This is a genomic window from Embleya sp. NPDC050493 (assembly GCF_044458105.1).
Classification (GTDB): domain Bacteria; phylum Actinomycetota; class Actinomycetes; order Streptomycetales; family Streptomycetaceae; genus Embleya.
The window spans coordinates 1-20,846 of record NZ_JBITHP010000035.1 but is presented as its reverse complement, the minus strand read 5'-3'; the positions used below and the strand labels follow the sequence as shown (position 1 = coordinate 20,846).

Genomic DNA, 20,846 nt, shown 5'->3' with positions numbered 1-20,846 from the left:
GTTCCACGCCGTGCCCTCTGCGTGTCGGTCACCCAGTTCTTGGTGGATGGTGGCGGCGGTGGTGTGGGCGTCGATCGCCTCCTGGAACCGCCGCACCTCCCGCAGGGCGGCCCCGAGGTTGTTCCACGCCATGCCCTCTGTGTGTCGGTTGCCCATTTCGCGGAAGGCGGTGGCGGCGGTGGTGTGGGCGTCGATCGCCTCCTGGAACCGCCGCACCTCCCGCAGGGCGAGCCCGAGGTTGTTCCACGCCCTGCCCTCGCCGTGCCGGTCACCCAGCTCCTGGCAGATCCGGAGGTCTTGACGATGGGCGTCGATCGCCTCCTCGAACCGCCGCACCTCCTGCAGGGCGAGCCCGAGGTTGTTCCACGCCCTGCCCTCGCCGTGCCGATCGCCCAGCTCTTGGTGGATGGCGAGGGCGGCGGTGGTGACGGTGATCCAGTCGTCGAACAGGCGCCGTTGATCGAGGTATTCGGCGAGGGCGTGGGCGAGTGTGGTGGTGGTTTCGGGGTGGCCGAGGGGCGGGGCGGCGGTGGCGACGGCGACCAGGGCTGCGTATTCGCCGTCCAGCCAGGCCAGGGCGTGGGCGCGGTCGGGGAACCGGGGGTCGCGTGGGCCGGGCAGGGGCTCGAGGTGGGTGGCGGCCGCGCGGGTGGTGGTGCGGTAGTGGGTGTGGAGCCGGGTTCGGGCCAGGGAGCGTTGGTCGGTGTCGCCGTGGGTGTGGCCGTGGTGGTCGGCGTGGAGGCGTACGAGGTCGTGCATGCGCCAGCGGCCCCAGGTGGCGGCGGGCTCGACGAGGTGGGCGCGGGCGAGGTCCTGGAGGAGTTCCTCGGTGTCGTACAGCGCGGTGTCGCTCACGTCGGTGTGGACAAGGCGGGCGGCCGCCTCGGTGGAGATGTCGGCGCCCGGATTGAGCGGGAGGAGCCGGAACAGGCGGGCGTGTTCGGGGCCGAGGTGGCAGTAGGACAGGTCGAACGCGGCACGGACGGCACGGTCCTCGCGGCGCAACCGCTTCAGCCGGGTGTGTTCACCAGTCAGGGCGGCGGCGAGGGTGGCGAGGGGGCGGGAGGGTGTGTCGGCGAGCAGGGCGGCGGCGATGTGCAGGGCCAGCGGCAGGCCCGCGCACATGCGTGCGACGGCGGTGGCGGCGTCGGGTTCGTCGTCGACGCGGGTGTCCTCGGGGCCGCGGGCGGCCAGGAGCGAGCGGCGCAGGAGTTCGACGGCGTCGGTGTCGGTGAGGGTGTGAAGGTCGTGGAGGCGGGCGCCGAGGTCGAGGGTGTGGCGGGAGGTGACCAGGGCCGTGGTGGTGCCGTCGGTGGGCAGCAGGGGGCGGGCCTGCTCGGCGGTGGAGGCGTTGTCGACGATCACCAGGACGCGGTGGCCCTCGCGGGCATAGGCGGCCAGGACGCTGCGGAACAGCCGGGTGCGGTCGTCGGTTTCGGCGGGGACGTGTTCGGCGGGGATGCCGAGGGCGCGCAGCCAGCCGTCCAGGGCGCGCGCGGGTGTGACCCGGCGCTCGGGGTCGTAGCCGAACAGGTCGGTGAACAGTGCCCCGCCGGGGAACCAGCCGGGCTCGCGCAGCGCCAGGGCGGCAGCCTGGACGGCGAGTTCGGTCTTGCCGATCCCGGCCAGACCGGCCACCGCCGTCACCAACACCGCCCCCACCCGACCGGGTTCCAGGTCGTGGAGGAGGCGGTCGAGGTGGGCGTCGCGGCCGGTGAACACCGGTGACGGCGCGGGAAGTCCGGACAGCGCCGGTTCGATCTGCGGCGGGAGCCGCACGGTGATGTCGCGGCCCTGGATCACCGCGTGGAAGAACACACCCCCGCCGACCTCGTTGTGCGTGCCCCCGACCCCTGGGGCGCCCCGGTCGCGGTCGTCGTCCTCGACGGGCGCGGCGGCCACCGGCCCTCAGCCCCGGCCGGGTTCCGCCGCGGGGGGCGGGGGTGGGGGCGTGGTGAACGTCTGCCCGGAGAAGTCGCGGCCCTGCAGGACGGGGCCCTGGAACGTGCCGCCGCCGATCCGGTTGTGCGTCCCGCCGTCACCGGTGCGCACCAGCCGGGCGTTCTCGTGCCAACGGTCCAGGTCCGCGCCGAACCGCGGGTCGGTCGCGGCGCGGCGGGCCAGCGCGGAGCTCAGCGCGTCCGCGCGGTCCCGGTCGCCGGGCGCCGCCTCCAGCGCCGCGAACTCCGCCGCCCCCGACCCGGGCACCGCCCCCGCGTCGGCGGAGGGCGCGCTGTCGTCCGCGTGCCGGAACGGACGGCGCACCAGCGCGCCCAGCCCGGCCCACGCCTGCCGCCCCAACTCCCCGCCCGCGCCCCCCGCGAGCGCCGCCAACAAACCGATCGTGATCGGATCCATCTCGTACCCCCTGGTCCGGAACGGGTACCCACGGTAGAACCAACCACCCTGCGACGAAGGTGGATCCGGCGAGCAGCGACGCAAGCGTTACCACTGGACGGGAGCCCGAGTCGGCCTCGTGGGAACCAATGTGCGGGGAACTCGTCAACGCCCTACGGAACAGGCCCGCGGAGGGTGCGTTTCGGGCGGTCATACCCGTTCGGACCGGCACCTCGGCGGATCATCGCTCCTCGCCGGCTTGCGTGATGCGCAGTCGCGTGTAGTGGAAGAGGCGGACGGCGTCGTTCCCGCCGGCGCGACGCCCCGGCGTACAGGCCGGTTTCGCCGGACGGCCCACTCGGGCCACTCCGGTCACCGGTGGCGACGGGCGGCGCGGACACGCCGACGGTGTGCCTTTTCGGCGGGCGAAACCGATAATCGAACATATGTACGGCAATGACAGCGGTGACGACGACTCCCCGGGGTGGGAGCCGCCGAGTCGTTTCGCCCGCGTCCTCGCCGAGAAGCAGGCCGCGCAACCGCGGGGCAGAGCCGGTGTCGCTCCGCCGGGATGGCCGCCGGCGGTGCGCCCGCCTGGTGTCGAGGGCTGGGAGGACACGGCCGTGACCTGGTTGTTCGACCTGTGCCCGCCCGGTTATCGCGGCCACGGCGTCCTGCGCAGGCAGCCGCTGCTGTTGGCGCGGATGGCGCGTCAGCACGTGTCGGCGGCGTTGGCGGCGGCGCGGCACGGATACGGCACCGCCCGCGAGGAGCTCGCTCCGGTCGTCCCCGCCGCCGTGGTGGAGGCGTTGTTGCGGATGTACGCGTTCGAGGGTGCGCGTGCCGCGGTGACCGAGCGCGCGGTGCGCCTGGTCGAGGAGGCCCTGGGTGGGGAGCGGTGGGAGCCGCGTCTGTGACGCCGAACGCGGGACCGGCCGACATGCGGTGGGCGCCTCGTGGGGCGTGGCTCGCCGGCGTGGTCGGGGTGGTCGGCGCCGGCGTCGCGCAACCGGCGCCGACCGTTCCCGCTCCCGGTGGCCTCGGGGGATGGGCCGCCGGGTGTGGTGCGAGCCGGGCGACGGGGGACGCCGGACCTCCACGGTCGACACAACGAGCGACCCGGCCCCGGGGTGACGGCACGCGCCGCCGACTCGGCCCCCTCCGGTGGAGTCTGCCGCGACCGGGACCGCAGGCTCGGCGCGGCTCGGTGCCGGGGAATGATCTCGCGGCGGCGCCGGTTGTGATCGGCGTCGGTGAGGGTGTGCCCCCGGGCCCAACCATTGCCGCCGTGGAATACCGCTCGGCTGGAGCCACGGTGTGCCTTCCGCCGTGAGGCGGCCACGCTCACCGGCCTTCGACACCGGCGGCGTCGTTCCCGATTTCGGGGGGCGGCGCCGTTCGTGTGTCTCGTCGTGCTCCGGCGGCATCTCGGGCACATCCGTGCGGTGCGGTCCCGGCCGGGTGGGTCGACGGTCGGGGTCGCATCGGGGTCGGGCTGCGGGGGCGGGTAACGCGGTGACCTGCGTGGGTAACGAAAGCGTTACCCGCCGACGAGGCGCCGGGTAACGCCGTTCGGCTCTCGCGGGCGTCACGAGTCGTCGGGTCACGCGGCGAGGAGGGGTCCGGTACCCCTCGCCTGCTCGGGCGAGCAGTGCGCCGTGCGGAGCCGGCCACCGCACGGACGGCGCCGGCGGGCCACGCCCGGCCGGTGAATCCGTCCCCGGCGAGACACCGTGTGCCGGGTGGCCGGGGCGTCACCCGTGCGAGTGGATCTCGCGTACCCCATCGCGGTGTTGGAGAGGATCGGTCCATGCCCGTCATCGGTCCCGATGTTCCCGAGTACGACGACCGTGATCCGGCTCGGAGCGCCCGGAGTTCGCTGTTCCGGCGGTGGTTGGTCGGTGAACTCGACGATCCCGTTCCCGAGTACGACGACTACGACCCCGCCTGGCGGACCCAGGCCACGCCGTTTCGGCGATGGCTGGTCGACAGGCTCACCGAGGCCGGGTCCGATCTCCCCGCCGAGGCCGCCTCCTGCTTCGCCCCCGCCAACCGCTATCACGGCCTGAGCCGCGAGAACGCCGAACTGCTCGCGATCCTCACCGGTACCACTGCCGACGTGGTGCGTTCCGCGCACAAGGCCGACCTCGAGGACTGGGCGCGCGAGCAGGAACTGCGGGCTCATCCGGACCTTGTCGTCCTCGACGCGGACCTGGACCGCATCCCGCGCCGCACCTGATCGCCGGCACCGACCTCTCGGTCTCGTAGATGCGCCTCGTTCGCGCCGGAGGCTTCGCGTGCTTTCGCCCACGCAAGAAGGTCCCTCGTACTTCGGCCGTGAGGCGGCCCCCTCGCGGGCCTTCGGCATTTCCGCAGTGCCGGTCCGGGCGACGAGGGTGCTCTTTTCCGTCCCGGGGGCGGAGAGACGTACCCACTCCGGGAAATCGGTGTCATTCACGCCCAATCCGGACATTACGCGGATCACAGAAGAGGTGGATTCGTGTGCGGGGCACGACGTTTTCGAGTTTTCGATTGTGGCGTGCGCCACACGGCGAAAGCGCAGTTCAGAAGCGCGGCGCGCGGATCGCCGCCCCTCGCGCGCCCCTGTTCCATCACTCGTTCGAGTGAACAGTCCGTGACAGGGCGTGCCCACAGCGTGCCTGCGGGCTTGTAGATTCTGTCCGCCGACCGCCCTTCCGGGAGATGTCCGATGCTCCCGCGGGGTCGCGGACGCGTCCGGGCCCTTCCGCCCGGCACGTGGCCCGGGAAGGCAGGTGGTTCCCCGGTGTACTCCCGTTGGCGGGAACGACTGAGGAATCTCGGCAGGGTCGTACGGAGGAGCGGTCCGCACATCAGGGACTGGTCACCGACGGTGATCGCGCTCGTGGAGGAACTGCGGAACCTCTACGACCTCCTCTGAGCGATGGGCCGAGGGCCCGGTCCCCAACAGACCGGACTCCCCGACGCCCACGCGCTCTGCCGGACGGTAGGGCGGAAGGCTCCTGGCTCGCGACCGCGGGGCCTTCCGCTCACACGCTCACCCCGAACACGCCCTGCCCGAGCTTTCGAGGCCCGGACGCGGGATGGTCCCGGTCGAACGGCAGCCCGCTCATCATGCCCACGTTCGCGCGTCCTCGCCACGACCGAAGGGCTCCGATCGGAGCCGTCCGAGGACGAATAGCCCCCTATTCGGCCGGGGGCCCAGGGGGCTTCCATGCAAATGCATAAGCCCACGGGAGAAGCCGTTCTTCCCTCGGAAAGGGCGTCTCGGCCGCCCGCTTCGTGCAAACCCCGTTCCGCCACCCCACGCTTTCACTCGAACGAGTGAAAGCGTGGGGTGGCCGCCTACGGAACACCACGTCGGCGATGACCGCTGACCGGACTGCGGCCCCGGCGCGGTCCGTTCCCTCGAACGAGACGAACGCGCCGCCCGAAGGAGGGAGCCGGCCTCACCCGCGCCGAGCCCCCGATCGCGACCGACCCGTGGGGAGCGTCCGGGCCGTTTTCCCACCGGCCGGGGCCGGAGCGGGGGGTGGTTCGTTGTCCTGGGCAGGCCCGCGTCGCCGAACAAGTCCTACGCCGCCGTCGCTTCCCCGGTGGCACGGCGGCCGACGCGCCTGCCACGATCCGCGTCGTGACACGGACCACAGCCGGCGTCGCCCTCCGCCTCCTGGACACCGCACCGGACGTCCACATCGAACTCAGCCCCGCCGACGAACGCCACGCCCTCGCCGCGGCCCTGCGCTGGGCCTGGACCGGCCCCGAAACCACCCGCGACGTCGGCCCGGACATCACCCTCGAAGACCTCCTCGAGGACATCGCCACCGGCCGACACCGAGTCCCTCTCGCCCTGGCACGCCTCTGGTCGGCCCCGGAACTCGAAGCCCTCATCCGGCCCTCGAACCCGGCCGGACTCGGCCGGCGGTATCCCGAAACCGCCGCGACCCCGGCTCGGTGATTCGTCCCGAGAACGGTCACCCGCCTTCCCCGGACCGACGTCGCGGCGGGATGCGCCCGTTCGGGGTACCCGGGCCCCCTTCGAGGCCGGCCTCGAACTTCCCGAACTCGGTCGCGAACGTGTCGTCGAGCGTCGCGGTGACGCGTCGTGTGGCCTCGTCGCAGCCGTGGGCGGTGAGCGTGATCGGGCCGGCACGACGCGAGTTCGAAAGGGGACGTGAGCGCGGCAGCGGGTCGTCCTTCCCCGAGGACCCGCTGCCGCGTTCGCCGCGTTCCTGCCCGCCGTCCCGGCCCTGTATGGGTCGCCCGTCCGGGTGACTTCGCGCCCTACCGCGCGGCCGTGCCACCTTCGTGCCACTTGCGTGCACCCTCGATGCACCTTCGGGGGCGCAGCCGCGCCCCCGGGGCCGGCATGGCCGGTCACCAGCCCCCACGCGAGGATCCGGCGCGGCGAGCACACGGAAGACACCAGCCACAGATCGCGCGATGGAAGGTCTTGCGGCGACGGGGATCGGTGGTGCCTACTGGAAGTCGTCCGCGATCGGGGCGTGTTGCCGATCGCGGGTCCGATCCGCCGGCGTTCGCCGACGCGGATCGAGCCCGGTTCCCTTTGGGGCCGCCGTCGGGCCTCTGCCCGAGTCTGCGCCGCGCCCCCGGATTCCCACCTCCGGCGATGGCTCGCCCACCTACGGGCGTTGCGTCCGACTGGTGCCGGTTTCGTTCTCGGACACGCCCCCGGCAACTCGGGCGGCAATCCGGGCGGCAACTCGGGCGGACGCTCTCATTGTCCGGGGTTCTCCCCACGTCTGCGCAGGCCAGAGTGCCTGTGTGCAGGCCGGTGGTGTCCCGGACTGTTTGTAGAGAAGTGTTCTCTCTCCAATCCCTGCGGCGGGCGCGGGGATTGATGTCCACGCCCCGTCGCCACGGTCGGCCGTCACCTCTCACGAACTGCTCTCTGCGGTTTCCCCGGCCCGGCCCGGTCCGTTTCCTGCCGTTGTCGGTCCCGCCCGCCTCGGGTCTTCTCGACCCGCCCCCGCTCGCCGTGCCAGCCGTGCCAGGGCTCGACGCCGCCCTGCTCCGCTCTCCCGCACCGGCCGGCCGCCGCACCCGGCCGGCACCGCGTTGTTTCCCGATTCGGAAGAGGAAGGTTCACGATGTCCGCCGACGAAGTCGCGTTGTCCCGTATCCAAAAGCTCAACGTCACGCTGACCGATCGGGATCGTCTGATCCTGAGCACCCTGGCCACCCACCGGATGCTCACCACCCCTCAGATCGCCGAGTTGGCGTTCGACAGCCCGGTCACCGCCCGCCACCGCATGCAGCACCTCGAAGCCCTGCAGGCCGTGCACCGCTTCCGCCCCAGGGCCGACCGCGGCTCGTATCCCTCGCACTTCGTCCTGGCCCCGGCCGGAGCCGCAGTGGTGGCCAAGGACGCGGACCAAGAGACGAAGCCAGCGATCCGCCAGGCCCGCCGCGACCGCGAACTCGGCCTCAAATCCCCCAGCGGGCTCCGGCACCTGCTCGGCGTCAACGGTTTCCACACCGCCCTCGAAGCCCACGCCCGCACACATTCCGACACCGAGGTCGAACGCTGGCTCAGCGAACGCGAGATGCCCGAACCCGGCGTCTACTCGCACCGCGTACGCCCCGACGCCGTCCTGACCTGGCGGGAGGGCGACGCCCGATCCACCCTCGCCCTCGAATACGACACCGGCACCGAACGCCTGGCCCGCCTCGTCGACAAGATCGACCGCTACGCCACGCTGCTGTCGCTCGACCCCCGCACCGCGGACGGATGGGAGGCCGACGAACTGTTCGGCCACGAACGCCCCCTCGTATTGTTCGTCTTCGCCTCCGCCGGCCGCGAGACGCAAGCCCGCACCGCGCTGCGCCGCACCCCGACCGCCGTCCCGATCGCCACGGGCGTGTGGACCTCGGGTACTTCCCCGGCCGAAGCCCTGTGGCTCCCGCTGAACGCGCGACCGCCCCGCGTACGCCTGGCCCAACTGGTCGCGGTCGCTTCGGCGCCGGCGGCACTCGCGCCGATCGAGACGGGGACGACCCGCACGCCGGGCCGAACCGGGTCCGCCGCACCGTCGGCGGCGGACGCCTGGTTCGAGGACGACGACGTCGAACCCTGGTAGATCCGCACTATCACACCGACGCGCACCGCACCGTGCGTAGACGCACACACCGCCTAGGAGCACAGTGGCGCACCGCACCGTGCGCAGGCGGCTGACGCACCGCATCGGTGTCCCGCGCCGCCTCGCGCCGCACGTGCGCGCGTGGTGCGGTGCGGCGCACACGCGCGGGTTCGGGGCCGTGCGGTGCCGCCCGTGCCGTCCACGGCGGCCTGCCCGTCCGCGTCACCCACCTCGGCTGCGGTGAGCGGCCTGGTGCCGAGCACCGGGCCAGTGGGGCTGGCGTGGTGGTCCAGGCACGGGTAGACGTCGGCGCCGACTTACTTGTCCCACGGTGTGACGTAGTCGTCTGTGAAGGTAATTCCGAGGAGGGTGGGGGTTCGCCACGCGTGGAGCATCAGGGCCCGCAGATGCAACGGTGTGCCCTCGATGAGTTTGCCCAACCGAGCGGATTCGGTCAGCAGCTTGAGGAAGAGATGGTCCAGGCCGCAGGTGTGACCCAGTCCGTCGGGAGCACCGCAGGTGACCAGGAGGATCTCGTTCTCCGGTCTGTCCTTGCTGGCGACGAGGCGGCGGAACGCCCCCACCACCTCGTCTCCGTGGATCGCGGCCGACGTTATGGCCACCACGGTGATGCGGTCGGGGTGTCCGCCCCGATCGACGCGGACGAACAACGGCCCCGCCTGAGGGTGGAAGCCAGCCGACCCGAGGTTCATCGGAAGTTCGGCGGATTGGTCGGAAGTGTCCAAAGCGCATCCGAGATCACGCGTCAGCGTCTCTGTGACCGCGCCGAACACGGCTTTGTCGTCGCGCGGCAGACCAGCGTCCCCGGCCAGGGTCAGCATCACGCGATTGCCGATCAGGTGGGCGTACACGTCGGCGTGTGCGGCCAGGTGGGCCTCCAGACGTCGTCCGAATGCCCGTACCCGCGCGAGGTCTTCGCGCACCCGTTCCAACGTCAGTTCCGTCAGCTCCAGGGCCCACGTTCGACCCGATGCCCCGACGAGGAGACGGTCGGGCGGATCGCCCCCAGGAGCCACAGCGAAAGGCGCGTCCACGCTCGCCCGCATCGTGAGCGCCAAGAGGAACGAGTAGAGCTGGGAATCCTCCCTGCCCTCCTTGCTCAGCTTCCGCAAGTGCGTGACCGGGACGTCCAGCGGAACGCCGCCCCCCATGAACCTGCGCCCGTCGCCGTCCATCATCTCCAAGGCCATGACCACGCCCCGACAATCCTCCGAACCATCGCTGGCGGCAATCGGATATCGCGGCTCCCGCCGTTGGCTATGACGGTCTGCAGCGGCTGATCGGTCTCAGCTCCCCAGCACGACCGCGCACCCGTCATGCTGGGAACTGCAGTGTGCGTTGGCCCCGCAACTCCCTCACATCAGTACGGCGTCCCAAGGATTCCACTCCTTGCGATCTCCGAACCAGCCGTCCACGATGCTGGCCGTGACCTTGGGGCTATAGACGCCCAAGCCCCAGTGGACCGCCGGGCCTCCGCCCTTCGGGCCCTCGACGTTCTCGAAGTAGCGGGCGATCGGCCGCAATGCCACGTCTTCCCACGCCATGCGGCGCAGCAGTACGGCCATCAGCACCATCAGTGGTGACCCGTCGGCATCGTGCCGGTTGAGGTTGGTCTTGACGCAACCTTCGGCTGGCAGGCCCAGCATCCGCTGAATCCGCAGCCACGACTCGTCAGGCGTACGGGGAGGTCCGATCCACGGCATCTTGAACGCCCACCAGGTGGCCAGGTCTGCCACGCACACCACGTCCAAGAGGTCGCGCGGGTGCCCGGCATCCCGCATACCTTCGAAAAGCTTTCGCTCGATGTTGCCGATCGGATCGGACCCCTCGCCTTTCCAGCTGTGGCTGTGGGCGAGCACACCGTAGATCGGTGCGCCGAACAATTCTCGGTACGGATCTCCTTCCCGAGGCTCCGTGAGGCGCCGCACGAACGCGGCAGTTTTCGCGGCCTCCTCCAAGTCCTTGGCCTTGAGGGTGTTCTTGCACTCGAAGCCGGCGACCACGCCGTCGGCTAGGTAGACGTGCTTCTCCTGCTCCAGAAGGAACTTGGGGTATGAGGGGGAGAGGACCAGCACGTCGATCTGCGGGCTTAGCTCCGGTCTGACCCTTCTTCCATGCTCGTCGACCCGGCCTGAGCTGAGGATCCTTCCTTTGGTCACCACGTGGTAGCCGACGGGCAGCCAAGGCTCCAGTACCAGCCTGGCCCAGTTCGCTTCGCCCTCGTCACCTGCGGTTCCGGGGTCCTGCCGCGTGCGACGGCGGATGCGCGCGTACTCGCTGGCAACCGAGTCTGAGAGCTGGCCGAAGAATTCGTGCAGCTCGTGGACACTTTCTATTGGATCCTCGTCCCGTTCCTGTGCTTCCTCCATGCTGGCGATCTTGCCGCAGTGGATACAGGCCACGGACAGTTTCGCCGTATCCGAGTGCGGCATGGCATCAAGACTGCAGTCGGCGTGTATGAACTGGTCGTTCAGGCCGTCGGTGCGGACACGTCACCGCTGGCCGCTCCACGAGTGGCTGGCCTGCTTTACCGCACCGCACCAGAGCGCCACATCGGTTGGACGGTGCGGCGGCGTGTGCCGGGTTGGGCCCGGTTGTCGACGAGTTGCAGGCGTGCTCGGTCGCGGTCGGGTGACGTAGGCCCCGACGCGGACGGATCGCGCTCCTGATCGACTCCGACGGCAGGGATCGCGGGTGAAGAGGAGCCCCCGGTTGGTGAGATCTCAATGGACAGGGGCGTCGGGTTCGTCGAGTAGTTCGGCGAGGGTGATCGTCGTGCCCGTGGTGAGTGTCAGGGTGCCGGCTGTCCGCCCGTCCTTGTTGGTGCATGTCGCCTGCCATGTGCCGACGACGGTCGAGGGGGCGGGGGTTCGGACGAGAAGGACGATCGGATCGAGGTCGATCTGTGAGTGGGGACGTAGGTCGACCGGGGGAAAGTCGATGGTTGTGGATCCGCCGTTGCGGATGACGGGGCGTCGTGCGGGCCTGTGGGAGGGGCCGAGGATGTTCTGGGCGCTGGTCACCCGAGGAGCGAGGGCGAACGACGGCATCGGGAACTCGAACCCGAGGGGCGACCGGGGGCGCGGTCCGTAGGGGGTGGGTCGGTCGGGATAGCCGGGATCGAACGTGGCGGAGGCGGGCGGCTGGACGGCTGTGACGTCGCCCGGCACGTACAACTGGATCTCGACCTGAGCGAGGTTCGTGTCGGTGGGATTGCACAGCCGCAGCCGCAGCGGGGCGACGCTCCGTACAGCGCGCTCGTGGGCATCCCGCCCCAGGGTCTGGCCGTACGCGGCGATGTAGCGGTCGACTTCGGCTCGGTACTGCTCCGGCGAGCGGCCGTCGGGAACGGTGTTGACCAGCGAGGCGAGACCCGCGAACGCCATCCCCAGAGTCGCCTGGGTGCGTGCCTCGAACGCCCGGAGCATGTGCCGTTCGGTGTCGTCGAGTTCCTCGCCCTCGGCTCTGCGCTTGGCCAGTTCCTGGTACTCCGAGAACGACAGCACGGGCGGGTTCGAGGTGTACGTTCGGACCCCGCTGTCGGCTTCGGGGCCGTCGGCAAAGTCCGCCGCGTCGAAGCCGCCATCCCGGGGGCGAGCCGCCCGATTCCTCGCCTCCCATTCGAGCAGGGACTCCAACACCGACCGCTTCTCCCGCTCGACCGTCGCCTCCAGGTCCTCACGGACCACTCCGATCACCGGGATCGGGATGCCGGAGGCGACTTCCACGTCGAGACACAGGCTGTCTCGGCTGCGCAGCATCCGCTGTGACAACGCGTCGACCTGACGGGACTTCGCGGGCGCGCTGTTCCCCATGTTGCGCACGAGGACCGCGCCGTCCTTGAAGTGCTCGCTCTCCTTGCGCGCCACATGGATCGGATCGCCCCAGCGCGGGGGCTCCACGTCGATGACCAGCACCTCACGTTGCTCGCCGTCGGGGCAGTCGACTTTGAGATAAGCGGGAAACCAGCGGAGACAATCGCCGGTGTACGCCTCGACCCCTCGACTCAGGTCGATCGGGTCGCGCCACGCCACGCCCTGTACGACACCCTTGTCCACACCCACGAGAAGATAGCCGTGCCCTTCCACGAAGAGGTCGGCGTCGTCCGGCATGCGATTCGCGAAGGCCAACACGGCCCGGGCTATGTGGGACAGGTCGCGCTTGGCGGTCAGATCCAGCGTGGATTTCCACTCCAACCACGTGCTCTCCTCCACGACCCCGTCCCTGACGGCGTGGATCAGGGCGAGGAGTTCGGCCGGTCGCACAGGACGGTGCCGGTGATCGAAGCCAGGTGCCATGTCTGTTCCCGTCGGATGTGGGACGTGTCCCGGCCAGCATGGTGGATCAGCCCGACACGATCATCCCGGTTTCGGGGACACCGGCGTCGGAGGCTGTCCTACAGCGGCCTTGCACGAACCCCTGGCTGCCGACGACGATCCGCGAGCCCGGCCGGGCCCGCCGTCCGTAGACGCGTGGCCCGAAAGAGACGATGCCGAACCCGGGTAGACCCCACGCATTGCAGGGCCGCCCCATCGAATTGGGACGAACCGTGCGGTCAAGGGGCGGTCAAGGGGGAAACCGTTCCATACCCGTGGATCAGGTGTAAACGGTCATGGTCAAGGGGTCGGACAGACGACGGACAAGGGGGGCCTCGTCATGGTGGCGCCGGGCGCGAACGCGCCCCGTGCCATTCGACGAGGGAGCCCCACATGTCGCCACACGAGCAGTTCGACGCCGGCCCCCAGACACAACGCACACGCCCGCGCCGCCCGTCTGCGGGGCGATCCGCGTCCGCTTCCGGGGCCGCTTCCGCCTCCGCTTCCGCGACCGACCACGACACACAGGGCGTTTCCCCAGGTCAGACCCCGAAAGAGAGCTGCTCCAAGCGTGCCTACAACCCCTCCGCCCCGTATCCGCGCAGGTCCACCGCCCGGACCAGGGGCGAAGTGCTCGCCGCACTCCTCGGAGTCAGCCAACGCAGCATCGAGCGCTACCTCAAGGGCGACCGCAAACACCCGCCCCGCCCCGTCAACGCGAAGATCGACGCCGAAGTACGCCGACTGTGGCAACCCCAGGTCCGCCGCCGCGCCGAGCAACGCGCGGCCGCCGCCGGCGGCGTCATCGTCGAAACCAGGGCCCGGTTCGGATTCTCCTCGGCGGCCGGATCCACCGACGACCCCCGCATGCGCCGCATCACCCAACCCCTGTCGCCCACCCACGCCCAGCAGCTGTTCGACGCCCACCACGCCGGAGCCTCCGAACGCGACCTGGAGGGCATCGTTGCCGCAGGCCTGCAAATGGCCTACTTCCAGGAAGGCGGCACCCGCGCCGAAGACCTCGAGACCGTCGAGCTCACCGACGTGGACTACGTGGAGTTCAACATCCGCAGCTGAACACCTTTACCGGTTGGCCGGTTGGCCAAGCGCTGACCGACCGGCCGGATGCGTGCCATCGTCCCCCTACTACCGTGAGCGGGGGTCTCTTTCATTGGTCTTACGGTGTGGTGGCGTTGGGAGGCAGGCAAGCGGCGGGCTTCACGTTGATCAAGCAAGTGTCTCTAACGGGGTCTTCTGGCCCCACCCCGCTGGATTCGATTGGCCCCAACAGATGTTCGGCTGTCGGCCTCTCATCGCTCGGCGCACAAGCGCAGCCAGCAAGAAGAGCCGTGTGGGACTCGGGTCGCGCGTCTGGCGCGGCTTCGAAGGTGGGGCCAAAAGAACCCAGCACAGTGGGGCCGAAATCGGCCCGTTACAAACAAGCAAGTTCCCACCAAGCCGATCGTTCGTCACGATGCGCACGATCACGGCGCGGTCGACACCGCAAAAATCATCGGCTTCACCCGTCGACGGGTGGCACGTTGTCGTCTGCGTCGAGACCTCGAAGCAACCACGCGCGCAGGCGTTCGGCGCTCTCGTGGTCGCCCGCCTCCTCCCGCAGGATGGCCAGTCGCGTCAGTGCGTCGGAGTTTCCGGCGTCGGTGGCTTCGCGGGCGAGGCGTTCGGCGCTCTCGTGGTCGCCCGCCTCCTCCCGCAGGATGGCCAGTCGCGTCAGTGCGTCGGAGTTTCCGGCGTCGGTGGCTTCGCGGGCGAGGCGTTCGGCGCTCTCGTGGTCGCCCGCCTCCTCCCGCAGGATGGCCAGTCGCGTCAGTGCGAAGGGTGCTCCGGCGTCGGTGGCTTCGCGGGCGAGGTGTTCGGCGCCGTCGTGGTCGCCCGCCTCCTCCCGCAGCTCGGCCAGGCGACCCAGTGCGATGAGGTTTTCGATGCCGGTGGTTTCGCGGGCGAGGTGTTCGGCGCCGTCGTGGTCGCCCGCCTTCGCCCGCAGCTCGGCCAGCGACGTCAGTGCGAAGGGTGCTCCGGCGTCGGTGGCTTCGCGGGCGAGGCGCTCGGCGCCGTCGTGGTCGCCCGCCTCCTCCCGCGCCCCGGCCAGCCAATCCAGCGCGGTGGAATCTCCGGCGTCGGTGGCTTCGCGGGCGAGGCGTTCGGCGCCGTCGTGGTCGCCCGCCTCCTCCCGCAGGATGGCCAGCCACGTCAGTGCGAAGAGTTCTCCGGTGTCGGTGGCTTCGCGGGCGAGGTGTTCGGCGTCGTCGTGGTCGCCCGCCTTCTCCCGCGCCTCGGCCAGGCAATCCAGCGCGGAGAGGTCTCCGGTGTCGGTGGCTTCGCGGGCGAGGCGCTCGGCGCCGTCGTGGTCGCCCGCCTCCTCCCGCAGGATGGCCAGTCGCGTCAGGGCGTTGGGGTGTCCGGTGTCGGTGGCTTCGCGGGCGAGGCGTTCGGCGCCGTCGTGGTCGCCCCTCTCCTCCCGCAGCCTGGCCAGTTCCCACAGGACGCGTGGGTCGCGGGTGTTCGCCGCTTTGCGGTAGAGGCGTTCGGCGTGGCGCAGCCGCAGCCTTTTGTGTGCGGCCCAGGCGAGGTTGAGGCTGTCGTCGGTGGTGTGGGCGTGGTCGTGGGCGGCTTCCCAGAACGAGGCGCTTGGACACAGGGCGCCGCGGGTGTGGCGGGCGTGTTGTTCGAGGTAGTCGGCGAGGCGGTAGGTCGGGCCGCCTCCGGTGGTGTCGCGGCCGCGTCGGCGGGGGCGGATGCGGGTCAGGGGTGCGGTCGCGCCGTGGACGCGGATGACGGCGTACGCGAGGGCTTGTTCGAACCAGTCGTCGTCGAGTGTGTCGGATTCGGTGTCGGTGAGGTAGGCGTCGGCGGCGTCCTCCAGGAAGGCGTACCGCAGGACGGGTCCGTGGCCGAGGCGGCGGGCGTCCATGGCAGCCTTGATCACCGCGCGTGCGTGGGCCGGGGCGAGTTCGAAGCGTTTGAGCAAGGCGAGCGCGCCCGCCAGGAATTGCGTGACGCGCCCGGCGTCCCCGTCCTGGAGGGCCTTCGCCAACCGCGGGTCCTCGCCCGCTCGGGTCTGCACGGCCTCCAGGTCCGCGCCGGTGAACGCCTCGGGCACGCGCAGGTCGGTGCCGGTGAGCAGGGCCCGCGCCTGGGCGTGCGGGTCCGGGGCGCCGGTGGGGGGCTTGGTGGTGAGGGTGGTCCAGAAGGGATCCGGCCACAGTGTCGCCAGGACCAGGACCGGCCCGCGCCGCGGGTCGTTCAGCAGTTCGCGCAGGCCCGTGGCGATCCGTTGTCCGACGCCGGCGGGTTCGAGGTAGGTCTGGGCCTCGTTGAGCCAGACCACCGTGCGCGGCCCCACCCGCGACAGGCCGGCCGCCGCCGCCTCCGGCGGGCTCGGATGCAGGGGATGCCACAACCGCCACCCGTCCGGCACCGCCCGCAACGCCTCCCAACACGCGCGGGTCTTACCCGACGATGACCCGGCCACCAACGTGACCATCGTGCTTTCCCCGCCCGCCGCGCGTTCCACCGCCTCGCACAGCTCGCCGTCGTGGGCGCGGGGCACGTACACCGGCAACACTGGCAGCCCGGCCTGTGTGTGTTCGGGGGCGTCGATCGCGCGGTGCACCTCCAACGCGAACGGATCCGTGAACTCCCGAACCGGCCGACCGGCGAAACCCTTGCCGCAGGCCGGGGGATCGGCGCCGTGGGATGCGCGGGGGCGTCCGGGAGAACGGCGTTCGCGCTCGGCCTCGGCGCGCCGCTGCTCCCACACTGCGGCTGGCGTCGCGACGTAGGCGCGGTCGAGGCGGGCGGCCTCGTGCTCCAGCCACGTCACCAGGAACGCGAACCGGACCCGATCGGCCGGCACGCCGCGCCCGTTGAACCAGTCGCTGAGCACGGTGGCGCTCAACACCACCGCGGGTCGTTGCCCGGCGCCCTGGCGGACCAGCTTCGCGTACGTGGGCGACCCCACCCGTTCGTACAACTCCCGGAGCAACCGAGCCAGCTCCGATGCCTTGCCCCCCTCATCGCTCGCCACGAACCCCAACCCTTGCCGTCCGGTCCGGATCCGGTCCGAACAGCCGCCGGAAAACCCGCGCTCCCGGGATCCAGCAGCCTAGAGACGGGCGACGAGACGGGCGACCAGCATGGGGGCGGTCGCCGGAAAATCCTCCGTGTTCACCCGATGGGACGACACGAACCCGCCCGAGGTTCGCACCCACTGGGGAGACCCCCATGAACGACGACCGACCCACCACCGACCCCGTGACCACGACCCGAGGCCGCCTCGTGCGTGCCGCCCGCTCCCTCGTCTCAAGTGCCGCACGCGGCCTCGCCACCGGCGCTGGCAGCGCCGCCGGCACCTGGATCGTGTGGTGGATCACCCACCGCTGACCCGCCGTCACGGGACCGAGCACCGCTAGGGCGGCGTCGGCGCGGAATTCCTTCCGACGGGAACAACGCGCGCTCGGCCGATCGTGGCCCCGGCTCCACACCGACCCCGACATCCGATCTCATGTCCATCGCATGCCGAGCGCGTCCAGCGCGGCGATCCGCTCGGCCGGGAGTTTGGCCCGCCGTGATCTGGTGGTGGTGATCCACACTCCCAGGCGTACGTCCTCGCGCCACCCGTCGAACGCGGTGACGGTCTCGACGTGCCCGCGGGGGACTTCGAGGTGCCCGACCCGCTCCCGGTAGGCGGCCGCCGCGCTCAGCGCGATCTCGAACGCCTGCTCCCGACTCCGCTTTGGTTTCCGGCCGCTCGGCTCCGCGCCCTCCGTGACCGGCGCGACGGTGGTCTCTGCCGCCAGGGGCGGCGTGAGCCCCAACCCGGTCAGCGCCGCCCGCTGTTCCTCGCCCAGCTTGTCCCAGCCGGCTTTCTGTCGGGCGATCCACCGCCCGATGGCTTCGCCGCGGTGCACCGCGTCCAGGGTGACGTCGTCCAGCCGGGCCCGGTCGCCGCGTGCGGCCAGGAGCTCGCTGGCGTAGGTGAGGCGTCGCTGCCAGGACACCGGCCAGTGCGGCGGGTTCCACGGCTCGCCCTCGACGAGTGCGTCGAGGGCCTCGGCCCGTGCGGTGTCGAGGCCGCGCTTGCGGTCCTGGGCCCGTTTGGTCTCCAGCCACTTGCCGATGGGGAAGCCCTCGAGCACGGCGTCGCCGGGGGCGGCGAGGGTGGCGTGTTCGCGGGCGTATGCACGCGCTATGGCCAACCCGTCCTCCCAGGCCTGATCGAGCAGGGACCACACCATCCCCAACCCGTTCAATTTCTGGACCTGCTTGGTGTTCAACCGCCCTGCGGCGTATTCCCTGCGCTGTTCGGAAATCCAGCCGCCCAGCGGAAACTTCACGCCGTGGTGGTCGACGTCGACGCCGTCGAGGGGGACGCGCAGGTCGGGGTGCGCGCGGCGGTAGCGCTCCGCCGCGCGCAGGCCGCGCAGCCAGTTCCGCGACTGCGGGTCGACGACGTGCATTTCGACGAAGCGGGCGATCTCGACGGGGTCGCGGCGGCTGGAGAACCGCAGGATCGGCCGCCACTCCTGCCGCTCGTCCTCGCCGTCCCGATCGTCGCCGCCATCGCCTGCGGCGTCGTCCTGGTCCGGCTCGTCGGGGCCGCGTTCGCTCTGGGGTGTGCCGTTGACCTGGGGCACGGCCAGGACGTCGACGATGTCCGCGTCGTGGGCCCGCAACGCCTGAAGCACGCGCTGGAGCGGTCGCCAGCTCGGCGACACGAGCATGTCGTCGCGGTGCTCACCGGCCTGAAGAAAGATCGGGACCAGGATCGTGGCGATCTTGTCCCCGCGCACGGACGGCCGGACTGCGCGCCCGACGGCCTGGACGATTTCGACGATGCTGCCTTTGGGATCCAGGATCGCGACAGTATCGATTTCGGGCACGTCCACGCCCTCGCCCAACACACGACAATTCGAGACGAAGGATCGGTCGACGACGACGCCGTTCGTGTCGACGCCGGCGCCGAAACGGCCCAGGACCTGCCGCCGATGTCCGGGGTCGTGCTCGCCGGAGAGCCAGTCGGCGGACATGGTCCAGGCGTAGGTGTCCAGGTCGTTCGCGCGCAGCCTCTTCAGGGCCTTGGGCAACCCCTTGGCGAAGGCTTCGGCCTCGATGGTGCGGAAATGAAACGAGAGGATCCGGCGCAGGTCGTGTTCGGCCGCGGTCTTGAGCAGCGCGGTTTGCAACGCGGCCAGCCGCTTGCCCCGGTAGGCCTCCTTGGCCTCGGGCTCGGTGGTGTGCTTGTTCAGCTTGCTGCCGCTCTGGGCGGCGGCGGCCTGGACCTCCTCGTCGCGGATCTCCACCACGAAGATCCGAAAAGGCGCTACCAGCCCCCTGGTCACGGCCGTCCCGAGGGGGAGGTTGAACGCCACCCTGCCGTACAAACGGTGATCATCCATGGACGCGGCGAGCCCGGCCGGGAGTGGCTGGTACGCGGTACGGGGCTGGTGTTCGTCTTCCTCGAGTTCGTCGGCGAGTTCCAGGTCCGCCTCGTCCCACGCGTCGACGTCGTCGTTCTCGTCGTCCGGGGGGTCCAGCTCGGGCACGGGTGGTTCGGTGATGAGCGCGGCGTAGGCGCTGCCCACGGACGGTTCCCAGATCCGGGGTGTGGCGGTGAGGTACAGGCGGCGTGCGGCCGGGAGTCTGCGGTTGTCGTGGATCGCCGCCCAGGATTTCCCCAGCGCGCCGGACGTTCGGTGCGCCTCGTCGACGACCACGAGCGAGAACGGGTTCGGGGGTTCCAGGCCGTAGACGCCTTCCTGGGCCTCCAGCAGGACCCCGAGCGACGCGTAGGTGCCGAACACGGTGATGTGCCGCTGACGGCCCGTCCAGAGGGTGTATTGAGGCGGGCTGGTGGTGGACCGAACCCCCGCCGCCGCAAGGACCGGGTCGTTCTTGAGGGAGCACACGGCGACCATGGGTCCGGTGCGTCCTGCGTGTTGCCAGGCGGTGACGGTTTGGGTGAGGAGGTCGAGGGTGGGGACGAGGACCAGGACGCGGCCGTGGGGTGCGAGGCGGTTGGTGGTGGCGGCGGCGATGACGGTTTTTCCGGTGCCGGTGGCGGCGATGATCTGGGCGCGGAGTCCGGCCCAGGGTCCGTTGCCGGCGCGGAGCTCGGCGAGGGCGTCGTCCTCCGGCGGTGCGGAGAGTTCGAGGACTCCGCCCTGGACGGCTTCTTTCTGGTGTGGGCGGAGTTTGATTGCGGTTTTGGTTCGCGCCGTGTTTCCCATGGTGAGGTTCCTTTCCCGAGTTCATAATCCGGTGCGTTGTGCGGTGTTTACCGATATGGATTGCACGTGTTTTCCGTCGGGTTCCCGGTTTGTTTATGCGAGTTCGTGTGGCGACCGGGGTTGTGTCGGTCGGGTGTGGTGTGGGTGTGTGGTTGGGTGTCGGGTCGGTGCGCGGGGGGCGTTGTGTCGTTGTGGTCCGGGTGTGGCCCGGGGCTCGGCCGGTTGGGCTTTTCGGTGGTGTCGTGAAGGTGTATCAGTGCTGTTCAGGGCCCCTGTATGCACCTTCGGCGCACCCTTCGTGCAGGCTGGTTCGTTGGGCTCCCGGGTGGGCCGCCGGCCCGGTTTCGGTGGCCGGTTCGGCGTCGGTGGGGCTCGTGATTTTTGCCCCGTGTCCGGTGGGTTGTTGTCTAAGGTATCGGATGGCGTCGGAGCGGGTTGTGTGTCATCATGGAGTATGGCAGTCATCGGGGGAGCGGGTGGGCGGAACGAGCTTCTGATGCCCAGTCAGGTTTTCCTGATGGGTCGTCAGGTGTTTGTGACGGTCCGTCAGATCGGGCTGGGACGGTACGTCCCGCCTGCTAGAGAACGACTAAATCCCCTGCACGCGAGCCCGTTTACACGCTTCCTGCTGCCGGCTTGGGCAGCCGCGAAGCGGGTGTCCTGGGCTCGGCGCGAAGCGTCGAGCCTGCTCTTCAGGCTGTTCGGCGCAGCGCGCCGGGCTGGGTTTTGACGGCCGCGCAGCGGCTGTCTTTCCCGCCGGCGCAGCGCGCCGGCTTGTCGCTCGTTCGCCGCGCGTGCGGCGAAGGGACCCGCTCCGCGGG

14 protein-coding genes are annotated in these 20,846 nt (G+C 70.6%); 7 read left to right on the top strand and 7 right to left on the bottom strand.

The genetic code is table 11. The features are described 5' to 3' along the window. Positions 1–1,902 (bottom strand): tetratricopeptide repeat protein (locus tag ACIBM5_RS40795; protein WP_396011749.1); only part of this gene is annotated, 1,902 nt, incomplete at its 3' end. Between the two features lie 6 nt (positions 1,903–1,908). Beyond that, complete coding sequence (locus ACIBM5_RS40790; RefSeq protein WP_396011748.1) at positions 1,909–2,358, bottom strand: hypothetical protein; 450 nt, start codon at positions 2,356–2,358, stop codon at positions 1,909–1,911. Positions 2,359–2,783: 425 nt separating this feature from the next. Here ACIBM5_RS40790 and ACIBM5_RS40785 point away from each other — a divergent pair, with 425 nt between their 5' ends. From ACIBM5_RS40785 to ACIBM5_RS40765, 5 genes are all read left to right on the top strand, one after another. Next, positions 2,784–3,254, top strand: a complete 471-nt coding sequence (locus ACIBM5_RS40785) for a hypothetical protein (protein WP_396011747.1) — start codon at positions 2,784–2,786, stop codon at positions 3,252–3,254. An 893-nt stretch (positions 3,255–4,147) separates the two neighbouring features. After that, on the top strand, positions 4,148–4,576 hold the full coding sequence (locus ACIBM5_RS40780; protein WP_396011746.1) for a hypothetical protein: 429 nt from the start codon (positions 4,148–4,150) through the stop codon (positions 4,574–4,576). 546 nt (positions 4,577–5,122) lie between these two features. Then, on the top strand, positions 5,123–5,257 hold the full coding sequence (locus ACIBM5_RS40775; protein WP_396011745.1) for a hypothetical protein: 135 nt from the start codon (positions 5,123–5,125) through the stop codon (positions 5,255–5,257). A gap of 714 nt (positions 5,258–5,971) precedes the next feature. Continuing rightward, a complete protein-coding gene (locus tag ACIBM5_RS40770; RefSeq protein ID WP_396011744.1) occupies positions 5,972–6,295 on the top strand; it encodes a hypothetical protein in 324 nt (107 codons plus the stop codon). A gap of 1,153 nt (positions 6,296–7,448) precedes the next feature. Then, on the top strand, positions 7,449–8,438 hold the full coding sequence (locus tag ACIBM5_RS40765) for a replication-relaxation family protein (protein ID WP_396011743.1): 990 nt from the start codon (positions 7,449–7,451) through the stop codon (positions 8,436–8,438). Between the two features lie 317 nt (positions 8,439–8,755). Here ACIBM5_RS40765 and ACIBM5_RS40760 read toward each other — a convergent pair whose 3' ends face one another. The 3 genes from ACIBM5_RS40760 to ACIBM5_RS40750 all read right to left on the bottom strand — a co-directional run bounded on the left by ACIBM5_RS40760 (position 8,756) and on the right by ACIBM5_RS40750 (position 12,757). Beyond that, entirely contained in the window at positions 8,756–9,643 is an 888-nt protein-coding gene (locus ACIBM5_RS40760; RefSeq protein ID WP_396011742.1) for a hypothetical protein, read from the bottom strand. Between the two features lie 171 nt (positions 9,644–9,814). Next, positions 9,815–10,828, bottom strand: a complete 1,014-nt coding sequence (locus tag ACIBM5_RS40755; RefSeq protein ID WP_396011741.1) for a DUF6602 domain-containing protein — start codon at positions 10,826–10,828, stop codon at positions 9,815–9,817. 354 nt (positions 10,829–11,182) lie between these two features. Next, positions 11,183–12,757 carry a helix-turn-helix domain-containing protein gene (locus tag ACIBM5_RS40750; protein ID WP_396011740.1) on the bottom strand — a complete coding sequence of 525 codons (1,575 nt, stop codon included), beginning with the start codon at positions 12,755–12,757 and terminating at the stop codon, positions 11,183–11,185. Between the two features lie 648 nt (positions 12,758–13,405). Here ACIBM5_RS40750 and tpg point away from each other — a divergent pair. Then, positions 13,406–13,852, top strand: a complete 447-nt coding sequence (gene tpg / locus ACIBM5_RS40745) for a telomere-protecting terminal protein Tpg (RefSeq protein ID WP_396011739.1) — start codon at positions 13,406–13,408, stop codon at positions 13,850–13,852. Between the two features lie 442 nt (positions 13,853–14,294). On the opposite strand, the gene ACIBM5_RS40740 is transcribed toward tpg, so the two are convergent. After that, positions 14,295–16,823 carry a transcriptional regulator gene (locus ACIBM5_RS40740; RefSeq protein ID WP_396011738.1) on the bottom strand — a complete coding sequence of 843 codons (2,529 nt, stop codon included), beginning with the start codon at positions 16,821–16,823 and terminating at the stop codon, positions 14,295–14,297. A 197-nt stretch (positions 16,824–17,020) separates the two neighbouring features. Between ACIBM5_RS40740 and ACIBM5_RS40735 the strand changes: the two genes are divergently transcribed. Then, a complete protein-coding gene (locus tag ACIBM5_RS40735; protein ID WP_396011737.1) occupies positions 17,021–17,179 on the top strand; it encodes a hypothetical protein in 159 nt (52 codons plus the stop codon). A 119-nt stretch (positions 17,180–17,298) separates the two neighbouring features. Here the strand turns inward: ACIBM5_RS40735 and ACIBM5_RS40730 are convergent, their stop codons facing one another. Continuing rightward, complete coding sequence (locus tag ACIBM5_RS40730; protein ID WP_396011736.1) at positions 17,299–20,025, bottom strand: Helicase associated domain protein; 2,727 nt, start codon at positions 20,023–20,025, stop codon at positions 17,299–17,301. Positions 20,026–20,846 lie beyond the last annotated feature (821 nt).

What these genes read in the sequence shown, in the direction of transcription:
- ACIBM5_RS40730 (WP_396011736.1), bottom strand. Translation starts at nt 20,025, where the DNA reads ATGGGAAACACGGCGCGAACCAAAACCGCAATCAAACTCCGCCCACAC.
- ACIBM5_RS40765 (WP_396011743.1), top strand. Translation starts at nt 7,449, where the DNA reads ATGTCCGCCGACGAAGTCGCGTTGTCCCGTATCCAAAAGCTCAACGTC.
- ACIBM5_RS40785 (WP_396011747.1), top strand. Translation starts at nt 2,784, where the DNA reads ATGTACGGCAATGACAGCGGTGACGACGACTCCCCGGGGTGGGAGCCG.
- ACIBM5_RS40780 (WP_396011746.1), top strand. Translation starts at nt 4,148, where the DNA reads ATGCCCGTCATCGGTCCCGATGTTCCCGAGTACGACGACCGTGATCCG.
- ACIBM5_RS40790 (WP_396011748.1), bottom strand. Translation starts at nt 2,358, where the DNA reads ATGGATCCGATCACGATCGGTTTGTTGGCGGCGCTCGCGGGGGGCGCG.
- ACIBM5_RS40755 (WP_396011741.1), bottom strand. Translation starts at nt 10,828, where the DNA reads ATGGAGGAAGCACAGGAACGGGACGAGGATCCAATAGAAAGTGTCCAC.
- ACIBM5_RS40735 (WP_396011737.1), top strand. Translation starts at nt 17,021, where the DNA reads ATGAACGACGACCGACCCACCACCGACCCCGTGACCACGACCCGAGGC.
- ACIBM5_RS40750 (WP_396011740.1), bottom strand. Translation starts at nt 12,757, where the DNA reads ATGGCACCTGGCTTCGATCACCGGCACCGTCCTGTGCGACCGGCCGAA.